The organism is Maribacter ulvicola, assembly GCF_900155985.1.
Lineage (GTDB): Bacteria > Bacteroidota > Bacteroidia > Flavobacteriales > Flavobacteriaceae > Maribacter > Maribacter ulvicola.
The window spans coordinates 42,623-60,895 of the sequence record NZ_FTMA01000006.1 but is presented as its reverse complement, the minus strand read 5'-3'; the positions used below and the strand labels follow the sequence as shown (position 1 = coordinate 60,895).

Annotated in this window: 18 protein-coding genes; 16 read left to right on the top strand and 2 right to left on the bottom strand. The window is 36.0% G+C overall.

The features are described from left to right. Positions 1-17: 17 nt before the first annotated feature. From BW936_RS14760 to BW936_RS14730, 7 genes are all read left to right on the top strand, one after another. Positions 18-785, top strand: a complete 768-nt coding sequence (locus BW936_RS14760; RefSeq protein WP_076549732.1) for a head GIN domain-containing protein — start codon at positions 18-20, stop codon at positions 783-785. After that, positions 782-1,900, top strand: coding sequence for a serine hydrolase domain-containing protein (locus BW936_RS14755; protein ID WP_076549527.1), 1,119 nt, complete (start codon positions 782-784; stop codon positions 1,898-1,900). The genes BW936_RS14760 and BW936_RS14755 overlap by 4 nt, the downstream gene beginning before the upstream one ends. A gap of 416 nt (positions 1,901-2,316) precedes the next feature. Further along, on the top strand, positions 2,317-3,144 hold the full coding sequence (locus BW936_RS14750; protein WP_076549525.1) for a prephenate dehydratase: 828 nt from the start codon (positions 2,317-2,319) through the stop codon (positions 3,142-3,144). After that, positions 3,141-4,289: a pyridoxal phosphate-dependent aminotransferase gene (locus BW936_RS14745; protein WP_076549522.1), complete on the top strand. Its 1,149-nt coding sequence runs from the start codon at positions 3,141-3,143 to the stop codon at positions 4,287-4,289. Before BW936_RS14750 ends, BW936_RS14745 begins: the two co-directional genes overlap by 4 nt. A 71-nt stretch (positions 4,290-4,360) precedes the next feature. Next, positions 4,361-5,227, top strand: a complete 867-nt coding sequence (locus BW936_RS14740) for a prephenate dehydrogenase (RefSeq protein ID WP_076549520.1) — start codon at positions 4,361-4,363, stop codon at positions 5,225-5,227. 6 nt (positions 5,228-5,233) lie between these two features. After that, positions 5,234-6,316, top strand: a complete 1,083-nt coding sequence (locus BW936_RS14735) for a bifunctional 3-deoxy-7-phosphoheptulonate synthase/chorismate mutase type II (protein WP_076549518.1) — start codon at positions 5,234-5,236, stop codon at positions 6,314-6,316. A gap of 155 nt (positions 6,317-6,471) precedes the next feature. Next, the gene (locus BW936_RS14730; RefSeq protein ID WP_076549516.1) at positions 6,472-8,562 is read left to right on the top strand and encodes a DUF5723 family protein; all 2,091 of its coding nucleotides are present in this window, start codon (positions 6,472-6,474) and stop codon (positions 8,560-8,562) included. Between the two features lie 61 nt (positions 8,563-8,623). Here the strand turns inward: BW936_RS14730 and BW936_RS14725 are convergent, their stop codons facing one another. Then, positions 8,624-9,064, bottom strand: a complete 441-nt coding sequence (locus BW936_RS14725) for a hypothetical protein (protein ID WP_076549514.1) — start codon at positions 9,062-9,064, stop codon at positions 8,624-8,626. 181 nt (positions 9,065-9,245) lie between these two features. Further along, positions 9,246-10,058, bottom strand: coding sequence for a hypothetical protein (locus tag BW936_RS14720; RefSeq protein WP_076549512.1), 813 nt, complete (start codon positions 10,056-10,058; stop codon positions 9,246-9,248). 108 nt (positions 10,059-10,166) lie between these two features. On the opposite strand from BW936_RS14720, the gene rsgA reads away from it, so the two are divergent. The 9 genes from rsgA to BW936_RS14675 all read left to right on the top strand — a co-directional run bounded on the left by rsgA (position 10,167) and on the right by BW936_RS14675 (position 18,217). Further along, positions 10,167-11,120 (top strand): ribosome small subunit-dependent GTPase A, encoded by a 954-nt coding sequence (rsgA, locus tag BW936_RS14715; RefSeq protein ID WP_076549510.1) that lies wholly within the window; start codon positions 10,167-10,169, stop codon positions 11,118-11,120. Further along, positions 11,117-11,569, top strand: a complete 453-nt coding sequence (dtd, locus tag BW936_RS14710; protein WP_076549508.1) for a D-aminoacyl-tRNA deacylase — start codon at positions 11,117-11,119, stop codon at positions 11,567-11,569. Before rsgA ends, dtd begins: the two co-directional genes overlap by 4 nt. Continuing rightward, positions 11,569-11,895, top strand: coding sequence for a nucleotide pyrophosphohydrolase (locus BW936_RS14705; protein ID WP_076549505.1), 327 nt, complete (start codon positions 11,569-11,571; stop codon positions 11,893-11,895). Before dtd ends, BW936_RS14705 begins: the two co-directional genes overlap by 1 nt. 37 nt (positions 11,896-11,932) lie before the next feature. Further along, on the top strand, positions 11,933-13,162 hold the full coding sequence (locus tag BW936_RS14700; RefSeq protein WP_076549503.1) for a 3-phosphoshikimate 1-carboxyvinyltransferase: 1,230 nt from the start codon (positions 11,933-11,935) through the stop codon (positions 13,160-13,162). A 79-nt stretch (positions 13,163-13,241) separates the two neighbouring features. Beyond that, complete coding sequence (queA, locus tag BW936_RS14695; RefSeq protein WP_076549500.1) at positions 13,242-14,291, top strand: tRNA preQ1(34) S-adenosylmethionine ribosyltransferase-isomerase QueA; 1,050 nt, start codon at positions 13,242-13,244, stop codon at positions 14,289-14,291. Positions 14,292-14,394: 103 nt separating this feature from the next. After that, entirely contained in the window at positions 14,395-15,438 is a 1,044-nt protein-coding gene (rlmN, locus tag BW936_RS14690; protein WP_076549730.1) for a dual-specificity RNA methyltransferase RlmN, read from the top strand. Between the two features lie 364 nt (positions 15,439-15,802). Further along, the gene (locus BW936_RS14685) at positions 15,803-16,780 is read left to right on the top strand and encodes a polyprenyl synthetase family protein (protein WP_076549495.1); all 978 of its coding nucleotides are present in this window, start codon (positions 15,803-15,805) and stop codon (positions 16,778-16,780) included. Between the two features lie 137 nt (positions 16,781-16,917). Then, positions 16,918-17,481 carry an RNA polymerase sigma factor gene (locus BW936_RS14680; protein WP_076549728.1) on the top strand — a complete coding sequence of 188 codons (564 nt, stop codon included), beginning with the start codon at positions 16,918-16,920 and terminating at the stop codon, positions 17,479-17,481. Further along, on the top strand, positions 17,468-18,217 hold the full coding sequence (locus BW936_RS14675) for a hypothetical protein (RefSeq protein ID WP_076549489.1): 750 nt from the start codon (positions 17,468-17,470) through the stop codon (positions 18,215-18,217). Before BW936_RS14680 ends, BW936_RS14675 begins: the two co-directional genes overlap by 14 nt. The last annotated feature ends 56 nt before the right edge of the window (positions 18,218-18,273 follow it).

The window sequence follows — 18,273 nt, the reverse complement described above, 5'->3', positions numbered from 1 at the left end:
ATTTTAAAGCAAAGGAAATGGGTCAAGGACTTTTAACCTTGTCTGCTATGTTTGTATTATTGCTACTATGTATTTCTTGCGATTCAGAAAATGCTTCCGATTGTTTTCAGAGTACAGGTGATTTGATACGAGAAGAAGTTATGGTAGAAGAATTTACCGCCATTACTGTATTTGAAAATATCACTTTAGTGGTGAAGCAAGGAGATACACAAAAAGTGGAAATTGAAACCGGTGAGAATCTTCGTAATGAAGTGGCAGCAGTTGTTGAAAATGGACGCTTATTACTTACCGATACGAACGATTGTAATTATGTTCGAGATTATGCTACAACTACCATCTATGTTACAACACCAAATTTAACCAGTATTCGTAGTAGTACCGGGTTTCCGATCCAGAGTGACGGTGTGTTGGCTTTTAATAGTTTAAGCTTGTTTTCAGAAAGTTTTACCAATCCAGAAGCAGAAACCACAGATGGGGAGTTCAATTTAGAGTTAAACGTATCTAGTGTAAGCATTACCAGTAATGGAATTTCATATTTCCGATTAAAAGGAAATGCAGAGACGTTCAATATTAGTATTGCAGCAGGAGATGCTAGAATTGAAGCTCAAAACCTAATTGCGCAACGTGTAAATGTAAATCATAGGGGGTCTAATGATGTTTTAGTGAATCCGCAAGAAAGTTTAACCGGTGTGTTAAGAGGTACTGGAGACTTACAAAGCTTTAATAGACCTACTATAGTAGAAGTAGAAAAATTGTATAATGGACGACTGATTTTTGTGGAATGAATCCCATTTTAAAATATCTGAAAAATGTGTTCGCTGCTAAACGAGTGTTGCGAGATGCCCCCGCTTTGACCGGATTGGTAAAAGCCGATGCACTATTAAAAGGTATGTTTGCCGCAGACAAATTCCCAGGATTGGCAATTACCGTTCTAAAAAGCGGAAAAACTATTTTTCAAAAAGGATACGGGTATACCGATATTGATAAAAAACATTATGTAGACCCAAGAAAATCGATATTTAGAATTGCAAGTGTATCAAAACCTTTGGCAGCTACGGCATTGGCGCATATGGTTCAAGAAGGGCTCATTGATCTAGATGAATCTTTCGTTACCTACCTACCAGATTATCCTAAAAAAGAATGGGGTTTTACCATTCGCCAATTAGCTAGTCACACCGCAGGTTTACGAGTTTACAAAGGCAAAGAATTTGCTTTGAACGAGCCATTAAGTATTAGGGATAGCTTATCCCTATTCAAGTATGATCCATTGGTTTTTGAGCCGGGAACGGAATATTTATACAATAGTTTTGGCTGGGTTATGATTTCTGCGGCAATGCAGGAAGCAAGCGGAATTCCCTTTGAAGAATATGTACAGGAGAATGTATTGAATCCCCTAGGTATGAAAAACACATGCATTCCAAATTGTTATCCAGATGATAATTATAAGAAATCAGGTATAGATGTTAACACTATTGCATCATCCGAAGAACAAAACCATGTAGCTACATTTTACACGAAGGGAATTAAAGGGTTTAGAAAGGCAGTACCTGTTGATAATTTTTACAAACTAGCAGGTGGTGGGTATTTATCTACCTCAGAAAATATAGCAAAATTTGGACTAGCATTTTTAGATAAGAAAGTTGAAGTCAAAGAAGAAATTTTGAATCAATTTTTAACCGCACAACAAGTAAATGGTAATTCTACGTACTATGGATTAGGTTGGCAGGTTAGTGAAGATGCAAAAGGTAGAAAGTTCTACGGTCATGTGGGTAGTGGGGTAGGCGGTTATTCTAATTTCTTTATATATCCAGAACAACAATTGGTGTTCTCTATACTGATCAATAGTACCGATCCTAAAATACAAGGGGAGTTAGATGCGGTCATCGATTGTTTTTTCTGATGAGGTTAATTTTTTAGTTTTTGTACATCCATTTTAGAGGGGTGTTTTGGATTATGTATATGAGTATGTTCAATTTTTAACACAAAACCTTAGCTTTTTGAGATAGAAATTGATTTTTTGAAAAAAATAAATTCCAAAACTGTCATTTTTAAATATAATTACTACTTTAGCCAAAGTTTACAAGCACAATGACAAAACAATATTTCTGGAACGGTTTTTATTTTTACTTCTTTTTTAAGAGAGGTACGGGACTGTTGTAGTATATTTTAAAAATAAAATAGAATCTAAGTTCCGATATATGTCGGAACTTTTTTTTTGGTTGAAATCCAGATTATAATAGTGATAACGAAATGTAATTTGAAAGTTAAGATCAACCTGGGCGTAGTCGGTCGGGTTTGCGGAAAGAATTAGTAATTATGAGTTTAAAAATAGCCATTCAAGGAATAAAAGGAAGTAACCATCACCAGGTTGCAAAAGATTATTATGGTGATGATATTCAGTTAGTAGAATGTCTTTCTTTTGATGCTTTGGTAGATAAATTGTTGTCTAAAGAAGCAGATCAGGGTATTATGGCTATTGAAAATTCTATCGCCGGTTCCATAATTCCTAATTACGCTTTGGTAAATCATAATAACTTACACATTATTGGTGAATACTATTTAAATATTCATCATCATCTTATGGTGTTGAAGGGTCAAAAAATTGAAGATATAAAAGAGGTTAGTTCTCACCCTATGGCATTGTTGCAGTGTAAGGAGTATTTTAGGCAATATCCACATGTTAAATTGGTAGAGGATGTAGATACTGCAGAGACTGCCAAGCGCATTCAAGAACAGAAATTAAAGCACGTAGCGGCGATAGCTCCCAAAGTTGCATCAGAATTATATGAGTTGGACATCGTAGCGAGCGACATACAAACGATCAAAAATAATGCTACTCGTTTTATCATTGTAAAGACAAAAAATAATGTGTTGCCAAAGGCTGATATTACCAAAGCTTCGTTACGGTTCATTACCGACCATAAAAGGGGTAGTTTGGCGGCTGTACTTAATGTTATGAGCGATTGCCGATTGAATTTGACAAAAATACAGTCGTTGCCAGTAATAGAAACACCATGGAAATATGCATTTTTTGTAGATGTCACATTTACCGAATATGCAGATTTCACTAAGGCTAAAAGTCTATTGGACATCATGGCAGAAGACTTTAAGATTTTGGGCGAATATAAAAATGTAAGACAATGATACGTACTGCCAACAGGTTAAATACCATACAGGAATACTACTTCTCAAAAAAGTTGAGAGAGGTACGCGGGTTAATGGCCCAGGGTAAGCCTATCATAAATATGGGGATTGGTAGTCCAGATCTGGCTCCATCTCAAGAGGTGTTGAATGCCATGCACCAAGCGGTATTGGAAAGCGGTGCACATCAATATCAAAGTTACCAAGGTTTACCTCAGTTAAGAGCCGCGATAGCCAATTTTTATACCAATAGATTTCATGTAGTTGCTGATCCAAATACTGAAATTTTGCCGTTAATGGGTTCTAAGGAGGGTATCATGCATATTAGCCTTGCGTTTTTAAATGAAGGAGATGAAGTGTTAATTCCTAATCCTGGGTACCCCACATATACGTCGGTAACGAATTTGGTAGGGGCAGTACCTAAATATTATGACCTTACTGCAGATACTGGCTGGTTTCCTGATTTAGAAGAATTGGAGAAACAAGATTTATCTAAAGTAAAGATCATGTGGTTGAGTTACCCACATATGCCAACAGGTGCTTCGGCAACTAAAGAGCAGTTTGTGAAAATGGTAGCATTTGCCAAGAAACTTGATATTCTATTGGTAAACGACAATCCGTATAGTTTTGTATTAAATCCAGAACCTGCAAGTATTTTAAGCATTCCTAATGCAAAAGAGGTGTGTTTAGAACTGAATTCATTGAGCAAAACGTTTAATATGGCCGGTTGGCGTGTAGGTTTTGTATTAGGTAGTGATGAGCATATCAATGCTATTTTAAAAGTGAAGAGCAATATGGATTCTGGTATGTTCTACGGAATACAGAAAGGAGCTATAGCGGCTTTGGAAAGCACTGAAGAATGGTTCAAAAATTTGAATGCAGTATACCGTGAGCGTAGAGAACTTATTTTTCAATTGGCAGATACGCTTGGGTGCAGCTATGATAGAGAAGCTGTAGGTATGTTCGTTTGGGCAAAATTGCCAAAGGGTAGTGTATCATCAGAAGAATTTATAGACAATATATTATATACAAAAGATTTGTTCATTACTCCGGGTACCATATTTGGCAGTAATGGTGAAGGCTATATTCGCTTTTCACTTTGTATAACAAGAGATAAAATTAAAGAAGCAATTAAAAGGTTTGAATAATTAAAATCAACACGAACAATAAAAAGTAGTTAAAAATTATTTCTCTCTATTAGAGGGGTTAGTGAAACATTATGAATGTATTTGTAATAGGTATCGGTTTAATTGGAGGTTCTTTGGCGAGAGATATAAAATCTGCCATAGACAACGTCACTATTTATGGCGTAGATTCTAATGATGCACATTTGACTGAAGCACAGTCATTGAGCATAATTGATAAGAAAGCGACCTATCAAGACTTACAAATAGCAGACATGGTCATTGTAAGTATACCTGTAGATGTCATGGTAACTGAGCTTCCAAAAATATTAGATGCAGTCAATGAAGATTGCGTAGTTTTTGATGTAGGTTCAACGAAATCCATGATTTGTAAGGTGTTAGAAAATCATCCTAAGAGAAGAAACTTTTTAGCATGTCATCCTATTGCAGGAACTGAATTTTCTGGTCCGTCCGCAGCTATTCATAATTTGTTCAAAGACAAAACGAATATCATTTGCGAGGTAGAGCTTACCGCTTTTAAACTTCAAGAGATGGCATTAAAGGTTTTTCAAGCTATTGGTATGAGAATACGCTATATGAACCCTATTGCCCATGATAAACACATAGCTTACGTATCGCATTTATCGCATATAAGTTCATTTATGTTGGGTAAGACAGTGATCGAGAAAGAGAAGAACGAACGCGATATTTTTGATATGGCGGGTAGTGGATTTGAAAGCACGGTACGTTTGGCAAAAAGTTCGCCAGCCATGTGGACCCCAATTTTCAAGCAGAATAAAGAGAATGTAGTCGAAACATTAGAAGAATACATTCAAAATCTTACGGCATTTAAAGAATTGCTGCAGAAAGATGATTACGAGGGCATATATAATGAAATGAATAATACGAATAAGATTAAAGGAATATTAAAAAGAAATACCGTTAAACAAGAAATAGAATAAGTAAAAATGGAAAATTCAAAACAAATGAGAACATGGTTGGATGATTTAAACCTTGACCATCCACTAGTAATAGCAGGGCCATGTAGTGCGGAAACCGAGGAACAAGTGTTAGGTATAGCACACTCCCTAAAAGATACCGATGTAAACTATTACAGAGCCGGTATATGGAAACCTCGTACTCGCCCAGGAAATTTTGAAGGTGTAGGTGCATTAGGTCTTAAGTGGCTACAGAAAGTTAAGGCTGAAACAGGCTTGAAAACAGCAACGGAAGTTGCTAACCGTGCACACGTAGAATTGGCTTTAGAGCATGATATTGATTTATTGTGGATAGGAGCTAGATCAACTGTGAGTCCGTTTATCATGCAAGAATTGGCAGACGCTTTACAGGGAACAGACAAGATTGTATTGGTTAAGAATCCTGTAAATCCAGATTTGGCTTTATGGTTAGGCGGTATAGAGAGACTGCATACTGCAGGTATTAAAAAGCTTGGAGCAATACACAGAGGTTTTTCTACGTACGAAAAAACAAAGTATAGAAACATACCAGAATGGCAAGTAGCGATTGAATTTCAGAACAAGTTTCCTGATCTTCCATTAATCAACGACCCTTCGCATATTACCGGTAAGCGTGATATGATTTTTGATGTATCACAAACTGCTTTAGATTTAAATTTTGACGGACTGATGATCGAAACTCACCACGATCCAGATAATGCTTGGAGTGATGCTGCACAGCAGGTTACACCAGAAAAATTGGTTCAGATAATGAGAGATCTTAGAATCAGAAAAGAAAGTGATCCAGAAGCAGAATACAATTCAGAATTAAGTAACCTAAGAGCTCAAATTGATATTATTGATAATCAATTGATAGAAACTTTAGGAAAAAGAATGAAGATTTCTGATGGTATTGGAGCACTTAAAAAGCAAAAAAATGTTGCGGTTCTTCAGTCTAACAGATGGAATCAAATTCTAGGGGCAATGATTTTAGAAGGGGAAAGTAAAGGACTAAGTGAAGAGTTTGTTCTTCGTATGTTCAAGGCTATTCACCAAGAATCTATCAACCACCAAGAGAAGATCGTAAACGCTTAGCGTTAACTTAACTTAATAAAAACAAAACATCCGTATCATGCGGATGTTTTTTTATGTCCAAAACCTAGTCCAGTAAGAAAATTAGCACATTTTAACAATATCCCTAATTATGAACCGTTAGGGGTCTAAAGAACCATATTAACCAATCAAAAAGTATGAAGAAAGTAGTATTAGTCGCCATCATAATGATTGCTTCGTTGACAGCAAAAGCACAATCTTATGTAGGCTTTTTAACCGATAATTACAGTGGTGTAAACGGTGTAATTTCTAACCCTGCAAATATTGCAGATTCCCGTTTTAAAACAGATATTAATTTAGTTGGGGCAAGTGCTTTTCTTGCCAATGACTATGTGGGTGTAGGGTATTCAGATTTAGTTTCAAGTGATTTTGATTATGATACAGATGCTATTCTAACGCTATCGGATAATAATAACTTTTCAGGAAATGTTGATGTCCTAGGTCCGTCATTCATGTTCAATGTAGGTAAAAAATCTTCTATAGCCATTTTTACCAGGGCAAGAACATTTGTAACCGGAAATGAGTTTAATGGTGAAAGTATTGATGACCTTGATGAAAGCATTGATGAAAGTCAAGATTTTATTGTAAACGAAGGAGATTTCTATGCTTCTGGCCATGGCTGGGCAGAAGTAGGTCTTACGTATGCACAGGAGCTGATGAATAATGAAGAACATTTTTTAAAAGGAGGACTTTCGTTCAAATACCTTAAGGGTTTTGGTAATGCCTATGTAACCGGTAGAAATGTAACTATTGATTATGATGCGGATGGGGCTACCTTACCAAATAATTCAACAATAGGTACATTAACATCTACGGGAGATTTAATCTATGGCCGTGCAGATCGGTATGATGGTGATGACTATGATTATGAGGTGCCAGATGCAAACGGTTTTGGTTTTGATCTAGGTTTCGTGTATGAGTGGAGACCAGATTATGAAGACTACGTGGTAACAGGTGCTGACGGTGAAAAAACCGTGATGAAAGATAAGAATAAGTACAAGCTTAAATTTGGATTGTCACTTACAGATATTGGATCGGTAACCTATAAAGGTAGTTTGGTGGATAGTTACAATATCAATAATACCATTACTCAAGATGACTATGACAACATTGAAGATTCTGAGGACCTTAGAAATTTATATACTTTTACGCAAACTGCAGATGACTTAAAGGCAGGCTTGCCAACGGCGCTACATTTTAATGCAGATTGGAGTATAAACAATAGTTTCTATTTAAATTTTAATACTGATTTATCCATGCGTTCTGCCGGGGAAAACAACCTAAGAACAGCAAATGTATTTTCATTGACACCTCGTTTTGAAAGTAAATGGTTTAGCTTTTATTTACCGGTGAGTAGCTATCAGTATAGTGGCTTACAAGTAGGTGCAGGTTTACGTGCAGGACCACTTTATATTGGTTCAGGTTCGTTGATATCAACTTTTACAAAGAATGAAATTCAAGGTGCAGATGTTTACGCAGGTTTAAAAGTACCTGTTTACTACGGTCAGCCTAAGGATTCTGACGGAGATGGTATACCAAACAAGGAAGATGGTTGCCCTAAAAAAGCGGGTCCAATAGAAAACAATGGTTGTCCTTGGGGAGATGCTGATGGCGATTCTGTTCTGGATAATAAAGATCAATGTCCAGATGAAGCAGGACCGGTTGAAAATAACGGATGTCCATGGATTGATAGTGATGGTGATACCTTATTGGATAATGAAGATCAATGTCCAGATGTAGCAGGACCTTTAGAGAATAACGGATGTCCTTGGGCAGATTCTGATGGCGATTCAGTATTTGATAAAGATGATGAGTGTCCAAATGAAATGGGCACAGTAGCTAATAATGGTTGTCCAGAACCTGAGGTTACCGCTGAGGTACAGAAATCGTTGAACGAATATGCAAAAACAATTTTGTTTACAACGGGGAAATCTACGCTTAAAGATGAGTCAACACCTGTTTTGGTAGATATTATTCGTATTTTGAATGAATATCCAAACGCTAATTTCACTATCGAAGGTCATACGGATAGTATAGGTTCTGTAGCTACTAATCAGAAATTGTCAGAATCTAGGGCTCAGGCAGTATTGCAGTTTTTAATAGATGGTGGTATTTTACCTTCTAGGCTAACAGCTATAGGTTATGGGGAAAGTAAGCCAATTGCAACGAATATGTATAAAGATGGGAGACAAAAGAATAGACGTGTAGAAATTAATTTGGCGCAATAGTCTTAATTTAATAAAAATAGAAAGCCCGGTATGTACCGGGCTTTTTTTATTCTTGCTGGTTTTATCTTTTAAAAATATATCGGGTAATGAAAATACCTTGCCCGTCTTTATCTCCGGCATCTGCCTCAACACCACTGGTAACGAAAACTAGCTCCCATCCATTTTGCGCCATATCACTTAGTTTAGAAGAGATAAGTGCATCATTGGCAGCAATGTTCTGAAAACGGATTCCCGCAATATTATAAAAGTTAAGCAATTTGGTTTCTTCAAAATCCTTAACTCTAATATCCTTACGTTTAGATTTGTTTCTGGTATTGTCGTTTTCTGTTTGTTCAGAAGTAAACTCCTTAAAATCCCTGTCTCCGTTGGCATCTATAATTCGTGATCTACCTAGGCCACTAGGTACAATAGATTCTACGCTGGTAATAACTTTGTATTCTTGGGCTGTTAATACTGTGGTTGCTGAGAGGATCAAGAAGCTTAATAAAATGATTTTTTTCATACTGGGGTTTAAAGTTATAAAAGTTAAAAATGTGATTTTAATGATGAAAATAGAGGTGGATAAAAATTAATTTTAAAGTAATTGGGAATTATTTAATCATTGAAGAAGTTAGAAAACAGGTTAAAAATTAGACCCGATGTTTTTTGACATCGGGTCTAATTAAAACAAATAAAATAGGGTTCTATTGAATAGAGAAATCAAAGACTGACTGGTTTTCTCTACCTTGAGGTACTTGCCCTTGGTAGATAAAGCAATATTCGCCTGGCTCTAAAGTATCAGGGGTAACTTTAAATTTGTTACCTTCAATTTCCTCTATAGCAAAATTAAGCGCGTATTTAGGGTCAATACCACTACTGCTCGTGATCCAGCTACTTTTACCGGTAACGACTTCTCTAAGGTTTTTTCTTTCTTTTACAGTGAGCTTTACCAAAACAAACTCATTAGGGTTACTTGCCATTCTAAACCACCAGTTAAAGATACCGGTATCTCCACCTTGGTTATTTTGCATATTATCTACTTGAGTTACACTTGGGTCAAAGATAAATGTAAATTCAGGTTGACTCTGGCGAATAACATTGTTAGATTGTGTTTTAGGTAATTGTGCTTTTTTCTTGGAGTTAATTAAGCCAGAAACTAATTTCTGTGCCACTTGGTTAGAATTAGAGCCGGAGAAAACACTTGGTTGAACCAATTTATCTTCACCACTGGCATCTGTATAGTAAATACCGGTTTTGGACATGGTGTTCTGTTTAGACTTGTCCATAATTAAAGACAGTATTTCAGAAGAAACACCTGCATTTTTCATTTGCCCTAATGCAGAGATAGAAGCATCGAACTTAACATCTGAGGTATTGATTTTATCAATTATCATGTAATCATCAAAACCAAGTTCAACCATTTGCACCACAGATTCGTTGGTAATAGTTTCTTGGGCAGCCCCAAAAGTAAATGCTGATAATGCTAGTAAAAGCAATGATTTTTGAAAGAATTTCATTTTTTAAATTTTGGTTGTTAATTATTGTTCTAATTCTAATTTTCAAATTTATATTAATTTTTACATTTAAAGCAGTTACTTTGTATAAATGGAAGGATTTTTGGGTAAATGGTAGGAATTGTTTATAAATCTACGGGAAGTTGGTATACTGTTAAGGCAGGGAATGGTGAATTCTATGAGTGTAGAATAAAAGGAAAGTTTAGGATAAAGGGTATAAAGAGTACGAATCCCGTTGCTGTTGGTGATAACGTTCGCTTTGAGGTTGAGACCATTGGGGATGATACCATCGGTATTATTAATGAAATTGAAACCCGTAAAAATTACATTATACGTAAGTCGGTAAATCTGTCTAAACAGACGCATATAATTGCTGCCAATTTAGATCAGGTGTTTTTATTGGTCACATTGAACAATCCGCCTACTTATCCTGTGTTTATAGACCGTTTTTTAATAACTGCCCAAGCATACGAAATTCCTGTGGTGTTGCTTTTTAATAAAGTAGATACCTATGCTCCAGAAGAATTAGATGAAATTAAATTCTTGGCAGCCTTGTATCGAAACATAGGGTATACCTGTCTTGGTATATCTGCCGCTACAGGCAAGAATGTTGATAAAGTCAAGGAAATGATGAAAGGTAAAACCTCTATGTTTTCAGGTCATTCGGGCGTTGGTAAATCTACATTGGTAAATGCCATAGCCCCTGATTTAGATATTAAGACCAAACAAATTTCTCAGCAACATGCACAAGGTCAGCATACCACCACCTTTGCAGAAATGTTCGACCTTAGTTTTAATGCTCGAATTATTGATACTCCCGGTATTAAAGGATTTGGAATTGTAGATATGGAAAAAGAGGAAATAGGAAACTATTTTCCTGAGTTCTTTGAATTGAAGCAAGACTGTAAGTTCAATAACTGCATTCATATAGATGAGCCAAAATGCGCCGTAAAAGATGCTTTGGATGCTGGCGATATTGCATGGAGTAGGTATAATAGTTACTTACAGATGATCAAAGGCGAAGATGAGAATTACAGGATAGATATACACGACAATAAAAAATGAGAGCAGTACTACAAAGAGTTTCCAAAGCTAGTGTAACGGTTGAAGGAAAAAAAATCAGTGCCATTAAAGCGGGAATTCTTATACTTATCGGCATTGAAAATGAAGATACACAAATTGACATTGATTGGCTAACGAATAAGATAGCGAACCTTCGTATTTTTAATGATGATGAAGGCGTAATGAACAACTCTTTACTTTCTATAAATGGAGACGCTATTGTAGTCAGTCAATTTACATTGCACGCCAGCACAAAAAAAGGGAATCGCCCGTCATATATAAAAGCGGCAAGACCAGAAGTTGCCATACCATTGTACGAAGCTTTCATTTCTACGTTAGAATCAAAATTGGGTAAGAAAGTAGGTACAGGTATATTTGGTGCAGATATGAAGGTGGAGTTATTGAACGATGGTCCGGTGACTATAATGATAGATACAAAAAATAAAGATTAATGAACATCAAAAACGCACAACTAGAAGTAGATAAGTGGATAAAAGAACATGGCGTTCGTTACTTTAACGAGCTTACCAATATGGCACAGCTTACAGAGGAAGTAGGGGAAGTTGCCAGAATTATTGCCAGACGCTATGGTGAGCAAAGCGAAAAAGAATCTGACAAGAATAAAGATTTAGGCGAAGAACTGGCAGATGTTATGTTTGTGATACTGTGTATGGCCAATCAAACAGGTATTGATTTGCAACAAGCTTTTGATAAAAAGTTAGATTTAAAAACAAAGCGTGATCATGACCGTCATCACAACAATAAAAAGTTGAAATAGGCGTATATTTGGCGTTCCATTTTTAAAATTATACGCATTGAAACTTCACTTGACTGGTCCATCCAATACAAAACTTAATGACACAATTACTATAACAGGTTCTAAAAGTGAATCTAACCGTAGTTTGTTATTGGCAGCCTTATTTCCAAATATAACAATTGAAAATATTTCAAATTCAGATGATGCCCAATTAATGGCTAAAGGGTTGAAAATATCTGAGGGTACCGTAGATATTCATCATGCTGGTACGGCAATGCGTTTTTTAACAGGATATTTTTCATCTCAAGAAGGTAAAGATGTGGTTCTTACCGGGTCTAAAAGAATGACTGAGAGGCCTATTGAAATTCTAGTGGATGCTTTAAGGACTTTGGGGGCGGAAATCTCTTATGTTCAAGATGAAGGTTATCCTCCTATAAAAATAAAAGGGCAACATATTGTAAAAGATAAAGTAAGTCTGCCTGCAAACGTAAGTAGTCAGTATATTTCATCTTTATTATTGATAGCCCCTAACCTTAAAAACGGATTAGAGTTAGAGTTAGTAGGTAAGATAACCTCGGTGCCGTATATTAAAATGACTTTGGGATTATTGGAAGAAATTGGTGTAGAAACCTCTTTTGAAGGTAGTTTGATTAAAGTTTTCCCTAAAGCAAAAGTTTTACCAACGACATTGGTGGTAGAATCTGATTGGAGTTCTGCATCATATTTTTATGGTATTTGTGCTCTAGCCGAGCCGGGTACGGAAATTACCTTATCTGCCTATAAAAAGGAAAGTCTTCAAGGAGATAGTGTGCTTGCGGATATTTACACCATATTTGGTGTAGAAACTATTTTCGGCGAAAATAAAGTAACATTAAAAAAGACCGATAAAAAAGTTCTGGCCCAGAATGAATTGGATTTAGTTAACGCCCCGGATATAGCGCAAACTATTGCTGTTACCTGTTTTGGGTTAGGGGTAGGCTGTCATTTAATTGGTCTACATACCCTAAAAATTAAAGAAACTGATCGTTTAGAAGCTTTAGATGTAGAGCTTTCCAAATTGGGAGCTAACATTTCTGTGACCAATAAATCATTAACTATTTTGCCTACTACTGAAATAAATGCAGATGTAGCTATAGACACCTATAACGATCATAGAATGGCAATGGCTTTTGCTCCATTGGCAATGAAAACTACCCTTATTGTAAATGATGCAGAGGTGGTTTCCAAATCGTATCCAGATTTTTGGAACGACCTAAAACAACTAGATTTCAGCATAAAAGAATTATAATTAACGTTTTACTTGACAAGGCCTATCTGCAGATTGTATATTTGCAGCCGCAATTTGCTACATTAAATATAATAGCTACATGAAATTATCAAATTTTAATTTTGAGCTTCCTGACGAATTATTGGCGGAGCATCCATCTGAAAATAGAGATGAGTCTAAATTAATGGTTATCCATAGAGATACCGGAAAAATTGAGCATAGAATGTTCAAAGACATGATCGACTATTTTGATGAAGGTGATGTTATGGTTTTGAACAACACTAAAGTTTTTCCTGCCCGTTTATACGGTAATAAGGAGAAGACTGGAGCTCGTATTGAGGTTTTTCTTTTACGTGAGTTGAACGAAGAGCAACGTCTTTGGGATGTTCTTGTAGATCCAGCACGTAAAATACGTATTGGTAACAAGCTTTATTTTGGTGATGATGAAACATTGGTTGCTGAAGTTATTGACAATACTACTTCTAGAGGTAGGACACTACGTTTTCTATATGACGGTGCCTATGTAGATTTTAGAAGAAAATTGAGAGAGTTGGGAGAAACTCCGTTACCAAAATATATTAAAAGAGACGTAGAGCCAGAAGATGAAGGGCGTTACCAAACAATCTATGCAAAGCATGAGGGTGCAGTGGCAGCTCCAACAGCTGGTCTTCATTTCTCTAAACATTTATTAAAGCGTTTAGAAATTAAAGGTGTTGATTTTGCTGAATTGACGTTACATGTTGGTTTAGGTACTTTTAACCCAGTTGAAGTGGAAGATCTTTCTAAGCATAAAATGGATAGCGAAGAGTTATTTATTGATGAAAAAGCTACTGATATTGTAAACAACGCTAAATTGAACAAGCGTCGCATCTGCGCGGTGGGTACAACTGCCATGAGAGGACTGGAAAGTGCAGTATCATCTAAACATACATTAAATACATATGAAGGGTGGACAAATAAATTTATTTTCCCTCCTTATGATTTCAGTATCGCAAATGCAATGATCACTAATTTCCACTTGCCAAAATCTACATTGTTGATGATGGTATCTGCATTCATTGGTCATGATTTAATGAACAAAGCATATAAAGAAGCAATATTGGAAAGCTATAAGTTCTATTCTTATGGTGATGCCATGTTGATTATATAAGTTAAAAATATATCCTTTCTATAAAGGACGAATAAAAAAATCCCGCTTTATCTACATGGAGAAAGCGGGATTTTTATCACCAGTAATACCTACCTTTAAAAAGATGGAAGAAATAAAGAAAAAAGATATTCGGGCACTAACGCGAGAGCAGCTTAGAGAGTTCTTTGTTTCTAACGGTGATAAAGCTTTCCGTGGAAACCAGGTGTATGAATGGTTATGGCAGAAAGCAGCATATTCTTTTGATGTGATGACGAATCTATCAAAAGAAACTAGAGAAATGCTAGAGGCAAATTTTGTGATCAACCACATTAAGGTAGATCAAATGCAGCGCAGTAGTGACGGTACCATAAAAAATGCCGTTCGCTTACATGACGATCTAATTGTAGAGTCGGTATTAATTCCTACAAAATCAAGAACCACTGCTTGTGTATCTAGTCAGGTGGGTTGTAGTTTAGATTGTAGGTTCTGTGCAACATCTCGTTTAAAACGAATGCGTAACTTGAATCCCGATGAAATTTATGATCAAGTAGTTGCTATAGACAATGAAAGCCGATTGTATTTTGAGAGACCATTGAGTAATATTGTTTTTATGGGTATGGGAGAGCCTTTAATGAATTACAATAATGTGTTGAAGGCTATAGACAAGATCACCTCTCCTGACGGATTAGGGATGTCGCCAAAGAGAATTACGGTTTCCACTTCCGGAGTACCAAAACTGATTCGGAAAATGGCAGATGATGAGGTAAAATTTAAATTGGCAGTTTCTCTACATTCTGCTGTAGATGAAATCCGTACTTCAATTATGCCCTTTAATGCTAAGTTTACCTTGAGCGATTTGCGAGAGTCTTTGCAGTATTGGTATGAGAAAACTAGAAGTCGTATTACTTATGAGTACGTAGTGTGGGACGGAATTAACGATACCCAAAAAGATGTAGATGCCTTAGTAGAATTTTGCCGTTTTGCACCATCTAAGGTGAATCTTATTGAATACAACCCCATTGATGATGGCGAGTTCAAGCAAGCTTCAAACGCAGCTATTGACCGCTATGTAAATTCATTGGAGAAGAATAATATAGTAGTAACCGTTCGTCGTTCTAGAGGAAAGGATATTGATGCCGCATGTGGGCAGTTGGCGAATAAAAGTTAGAAGTACATTGTTTTAAGTGCGAGGTACAAAGTACAAGGAGTAAAATCTGCAGTTAGAAGAGTGAAAATAGACTTGTTACGAAGTCTAAAATTAGTAATACTAGATTGCAAAAGAGAAAATAGCGTATTTAGTAAAACCGATTACAAGAACACTAACTAACGTAATATCTTAGTACTTTAATACTAAAAAACGCGAAGCGTTAATGCTAAAAGCCAAAAGCCATTTTGAGCCTGAGTTTGTTTTTTGCATTTGTATTTGAATTTATTTTTTCCTTAACTCCTAACTCCAATAATACCATTATCTCCTCTCCGAGTACTGTTAATTCCTCGCTTTTGACTAATTTTGGCGTTCTAAAACAGAGCAGCTGAAAATAGTAGCACAAATAAAGGAACCTGTCTATCAGGAAATGGAGTTGTTTGAATCGAAGTTTAGAGATTCAATGACCTCTAAGGTTGCGCTACTCAATAGAATCACCCATTACATTGTAAATCGAAAGGGAAAGCAAATGCGCCCTATGTTCGTATTTCTAACGGCAAAAATGCTGAATAACGGTAAGGTGAACGAGCGTACCTATCGTGGTGCATCGGTTATAGAATTAATACATACCGCAACATTGGTGCATGATGATGTGGTCGATGAAAGCAATAAACGTCGTGGATTTTTCTCAATAAATGCCCTTTGGAAAAATAAGATTGCCGTTCTTGTAGGTGATTATTTGCTGTCTAAAGGTCTGTTACTATCTATAGATAATGAAGATTTCGATTTGCTTAAAATTATCTCTGTTGCCGTGCGTGAAATGAGTGAGGGTGAATTGTTACAGATAGAAAAAGCAAGACGCTTAGATATTACCGAAGATGTGTATTATGACATCATTAGGCAAAAGACGGCAACGCTAATAGCGGCCTGTTGTTCTTTGGGTGCTTGTTCGGTAAAGCCAGAAAGTGCGGATGTAGAAACTTTTAGGAAATTTGGTGAACTCTGTGGTATGGCATTTCAGATCAAAGACGATCTTTTTGATTATGGCGCTCAGCAAATAGGAAAGCCAACAGGTATAGATATCAAAGAGCAAAAAATGACATTGCCATTAATTTATGCGCTAAATCACTGTACCAAGAAAGAGAAAAGTTGGGCAATCAATTCGATCAAAAACCACAATAAAGATAAAAAGCGCGTTAAAGAAGTTATTGCCTTTGTAAAAGATAAAGGCGGCTTGGATTACGCGGTAACTAAAATGTTACAGTATAGAGATCAGGCGTTAGAATTATTGAGTACATATCCAGAGTCTGATTACAAAAGTGCTTTAGAGTTGATGGTGAATTACGTGGTGGATCGTAAAAAGTAAATAATACTTCAAAAAAATATACACATTTAAATAACTGATTAACAGTTATTTGAAAATTAATTTTAAATTTTATTTATCATCAGGCAACTATATGTTCTTCTTCTGCGTCTATGCTAATAGAAGACCAAACCAATATTTTGAAAATTATACCTTTTTATAAAAACGAGAAGCAGCTCATTAAAAAAGCAACATCGGGTAACCGAGATGCACAAGAGCGTTTATATAAAAAACATGCTCCAAAAATGCTGAGTGTCTGCCGTCAATACATAAAAGATATTCATTTTGCCGAGGATGTAATGGTGCAAGGTTTTCTAAAAATGTTCAATAAGTTAGAAACGTTCAAGTTCCAAGGAAGTTTTGAAGGATGGTTGCGGCGGATTATGATAAGGGAAAGCATCTCTTATTTACGAAAGCAGCAGTTTGTGGTGTATGATGATGAGGTTTACGAGAAAAATCAATCCGAAGAAACTTCACAAAGTTCCGATTTAGATACCGAACATATTCAACAATTGATAGATGCTTTACCGCAAGGGTATAAAATGGTATTTGTATTGTATACAGTAGAAGGGTATAAGCATAAAGAAATTGCAGAAATGCTGTCGATTACCGAGAGTACTTCAAAAACACAATTATTAAAAGCCCGAAAATTGCTTCAAGATCAATTAAGACAACAAAATATTATAGGGTATGGAAACCGATAAATTCGAAAAACATATAAAAGACAAGTTTCAGGAACGGGAGATTCAACCGTCAGAAAATGCTTGGTCCAAAATAGCATCAGAATTAAATGATGATGCACCTAAAAAGAAACCTGTGTATTTATGGATGGGTGTTGCCGCAAGTGTGGTTGTGTTGCTGGGTGTTGCTCTCTTTTATTTTAATGAAAACCAAGCAGTAAATGATATTCCGGCAGAAATTGTTGAGATTGAAAAAGAAGAGAATTTAGAAGAAGTAATTACTAAAGATCTAGAGCTTTTTGAAGAAAAAGTACAAGTTGTTGCAGAGACAGATACAAAGGCAGAAAGTGGCACTGTTGCAAATGAAGAGTACAGAATGCCAGAAGTACAAGAAAATAATATTTTAAATGATGCCATTGACGTAGCGGTTCTAGAACCTGTGATTACAGATAATTCTAATAATAAGCTAATAGTGTCAGACGAAATTATAAATTCTAAAGTGGTAGATATAGTGGCTCGGGTAGATGTTTTAGAGCAATACAATGATGTAACAGACGCCGAAGTAGACTCATTATTAAAACGCGCACAAGATGAAATTTTAAGAGAACGAATATTTAATACAGATAATACTGTTGATGCTATGGCTTTATTGACAGAGGTTGAAGAAGAACTTGATCAATCTTTCCGAGACCAAATTTTTAATTCTTTAAAAGCCGGTTTTATTAAAGTACGAACTGCGGTGGCAGATCGCAATAATTAATTAATCACAAATCATTTAATCCTAGATCTCTATAAAATACTATAGGGACGGGGAGC

Bases quoted from the DNA above. Each gene is read 5' to 3' on its own strand.
- BW936_RS14760 (WP_076549732.1), top strand. From the start codon at position 18: ATGGGTCAAGGACTTTTAACCTTGTCTGCTATGTTTGTATTATTGCTA.
- BW936_RS14755 (WP_076549527.1), top strand. From the start codon at position 782: ATGAATCCCATTTTAAAATATCTGAAAAATGTGTTCGCTGCTAAACGA.
- BW936_RS14750 (WP_076549525.1), top strand. From the start codon at position 2,317: ATGAGTTTAAAAATAGCCATTCAAGGAATAAAAGGAAGTAACCATCAC.
- BW936_RS14745 (WP_076549522.1), top strand. From the start codon at position 3,141: ATGATACGTACTGCCAACAGGTTAAATACCATACAGGAATACTACTTC.
- BW936_RS14740 (WP_076549520.1), top strand. From the start codon at position 4,361: ATGAATGTATTTGTAATAGGTATCGGTTTAATTGGAGGTTCTTTGGCG.
- BW936_RS14735 (WP_076549518.1), top strand. From the start codon at position 5,234: ATGGAAAATTCAAAACAAATGAGAACATGGTTGGATGATTTAAACCTT.
- BW936_RS14730 (WP_076549516.1), top strand. From the start codon at position 6,472: ATGAAGAAAGTAGTATTAGTCGCCATCATAATGATTGCTTCGTTGACA.
- BW936_RS14725 (WP_076549514.1), bottom strand. From the start codon at position 9,064: ATGAAAAAAATCATTTTATTAAGCTTCTTGATCCTCTCAGCAACCACA.
- BW936_RS14720 (WP_076549512.1), bottom strand. From the start codon at position 10,058: ATGAAATTCTTTCAAAAATCATTGCTTTTACTAGCATTATCAGCATTT.
- rsgA (WP_076549510.1), top strand. From the start codon at position 10,167: ATGGTAGGAATTGTTTATAAATCTACGGGAAGTTGGTATACTGTTAAG.
- dtd (WP_076549508.1), top strand. From the start codon at position 11,117: ATGAGAGCAGTACTACAAAGAGTTTCCAAAGCTAGTGTAACGGTTGAA.
- BW936_RS14705 (WP_076549505.1), top strand. From the start codon at position 11,569: ATGAACATCAAAAACGCACAACTAGAAGTAGATAAGTGGATAAAAGAA.
- queA (WP_076549500.1), top strand. From the start codon at position 13,242: ATGAAATTATCAAATTTTAATTTTGAGCTTCCTGACGAATTATTGGCG.
- rlmN (WP_076549730.1), top strand. From the start codon at position 14,395: ATGGAAGAAATAAAGAAAAAAGATATTCGGGCACTAACGCGAGAGCAG.
- BW936_RS14675 (WP_076549489.1), top strand. From the start codon at position 17,468: ATGGAAACCGATAAATTCGAAAAACATATAAAAGACAAGTTTCAGGAA.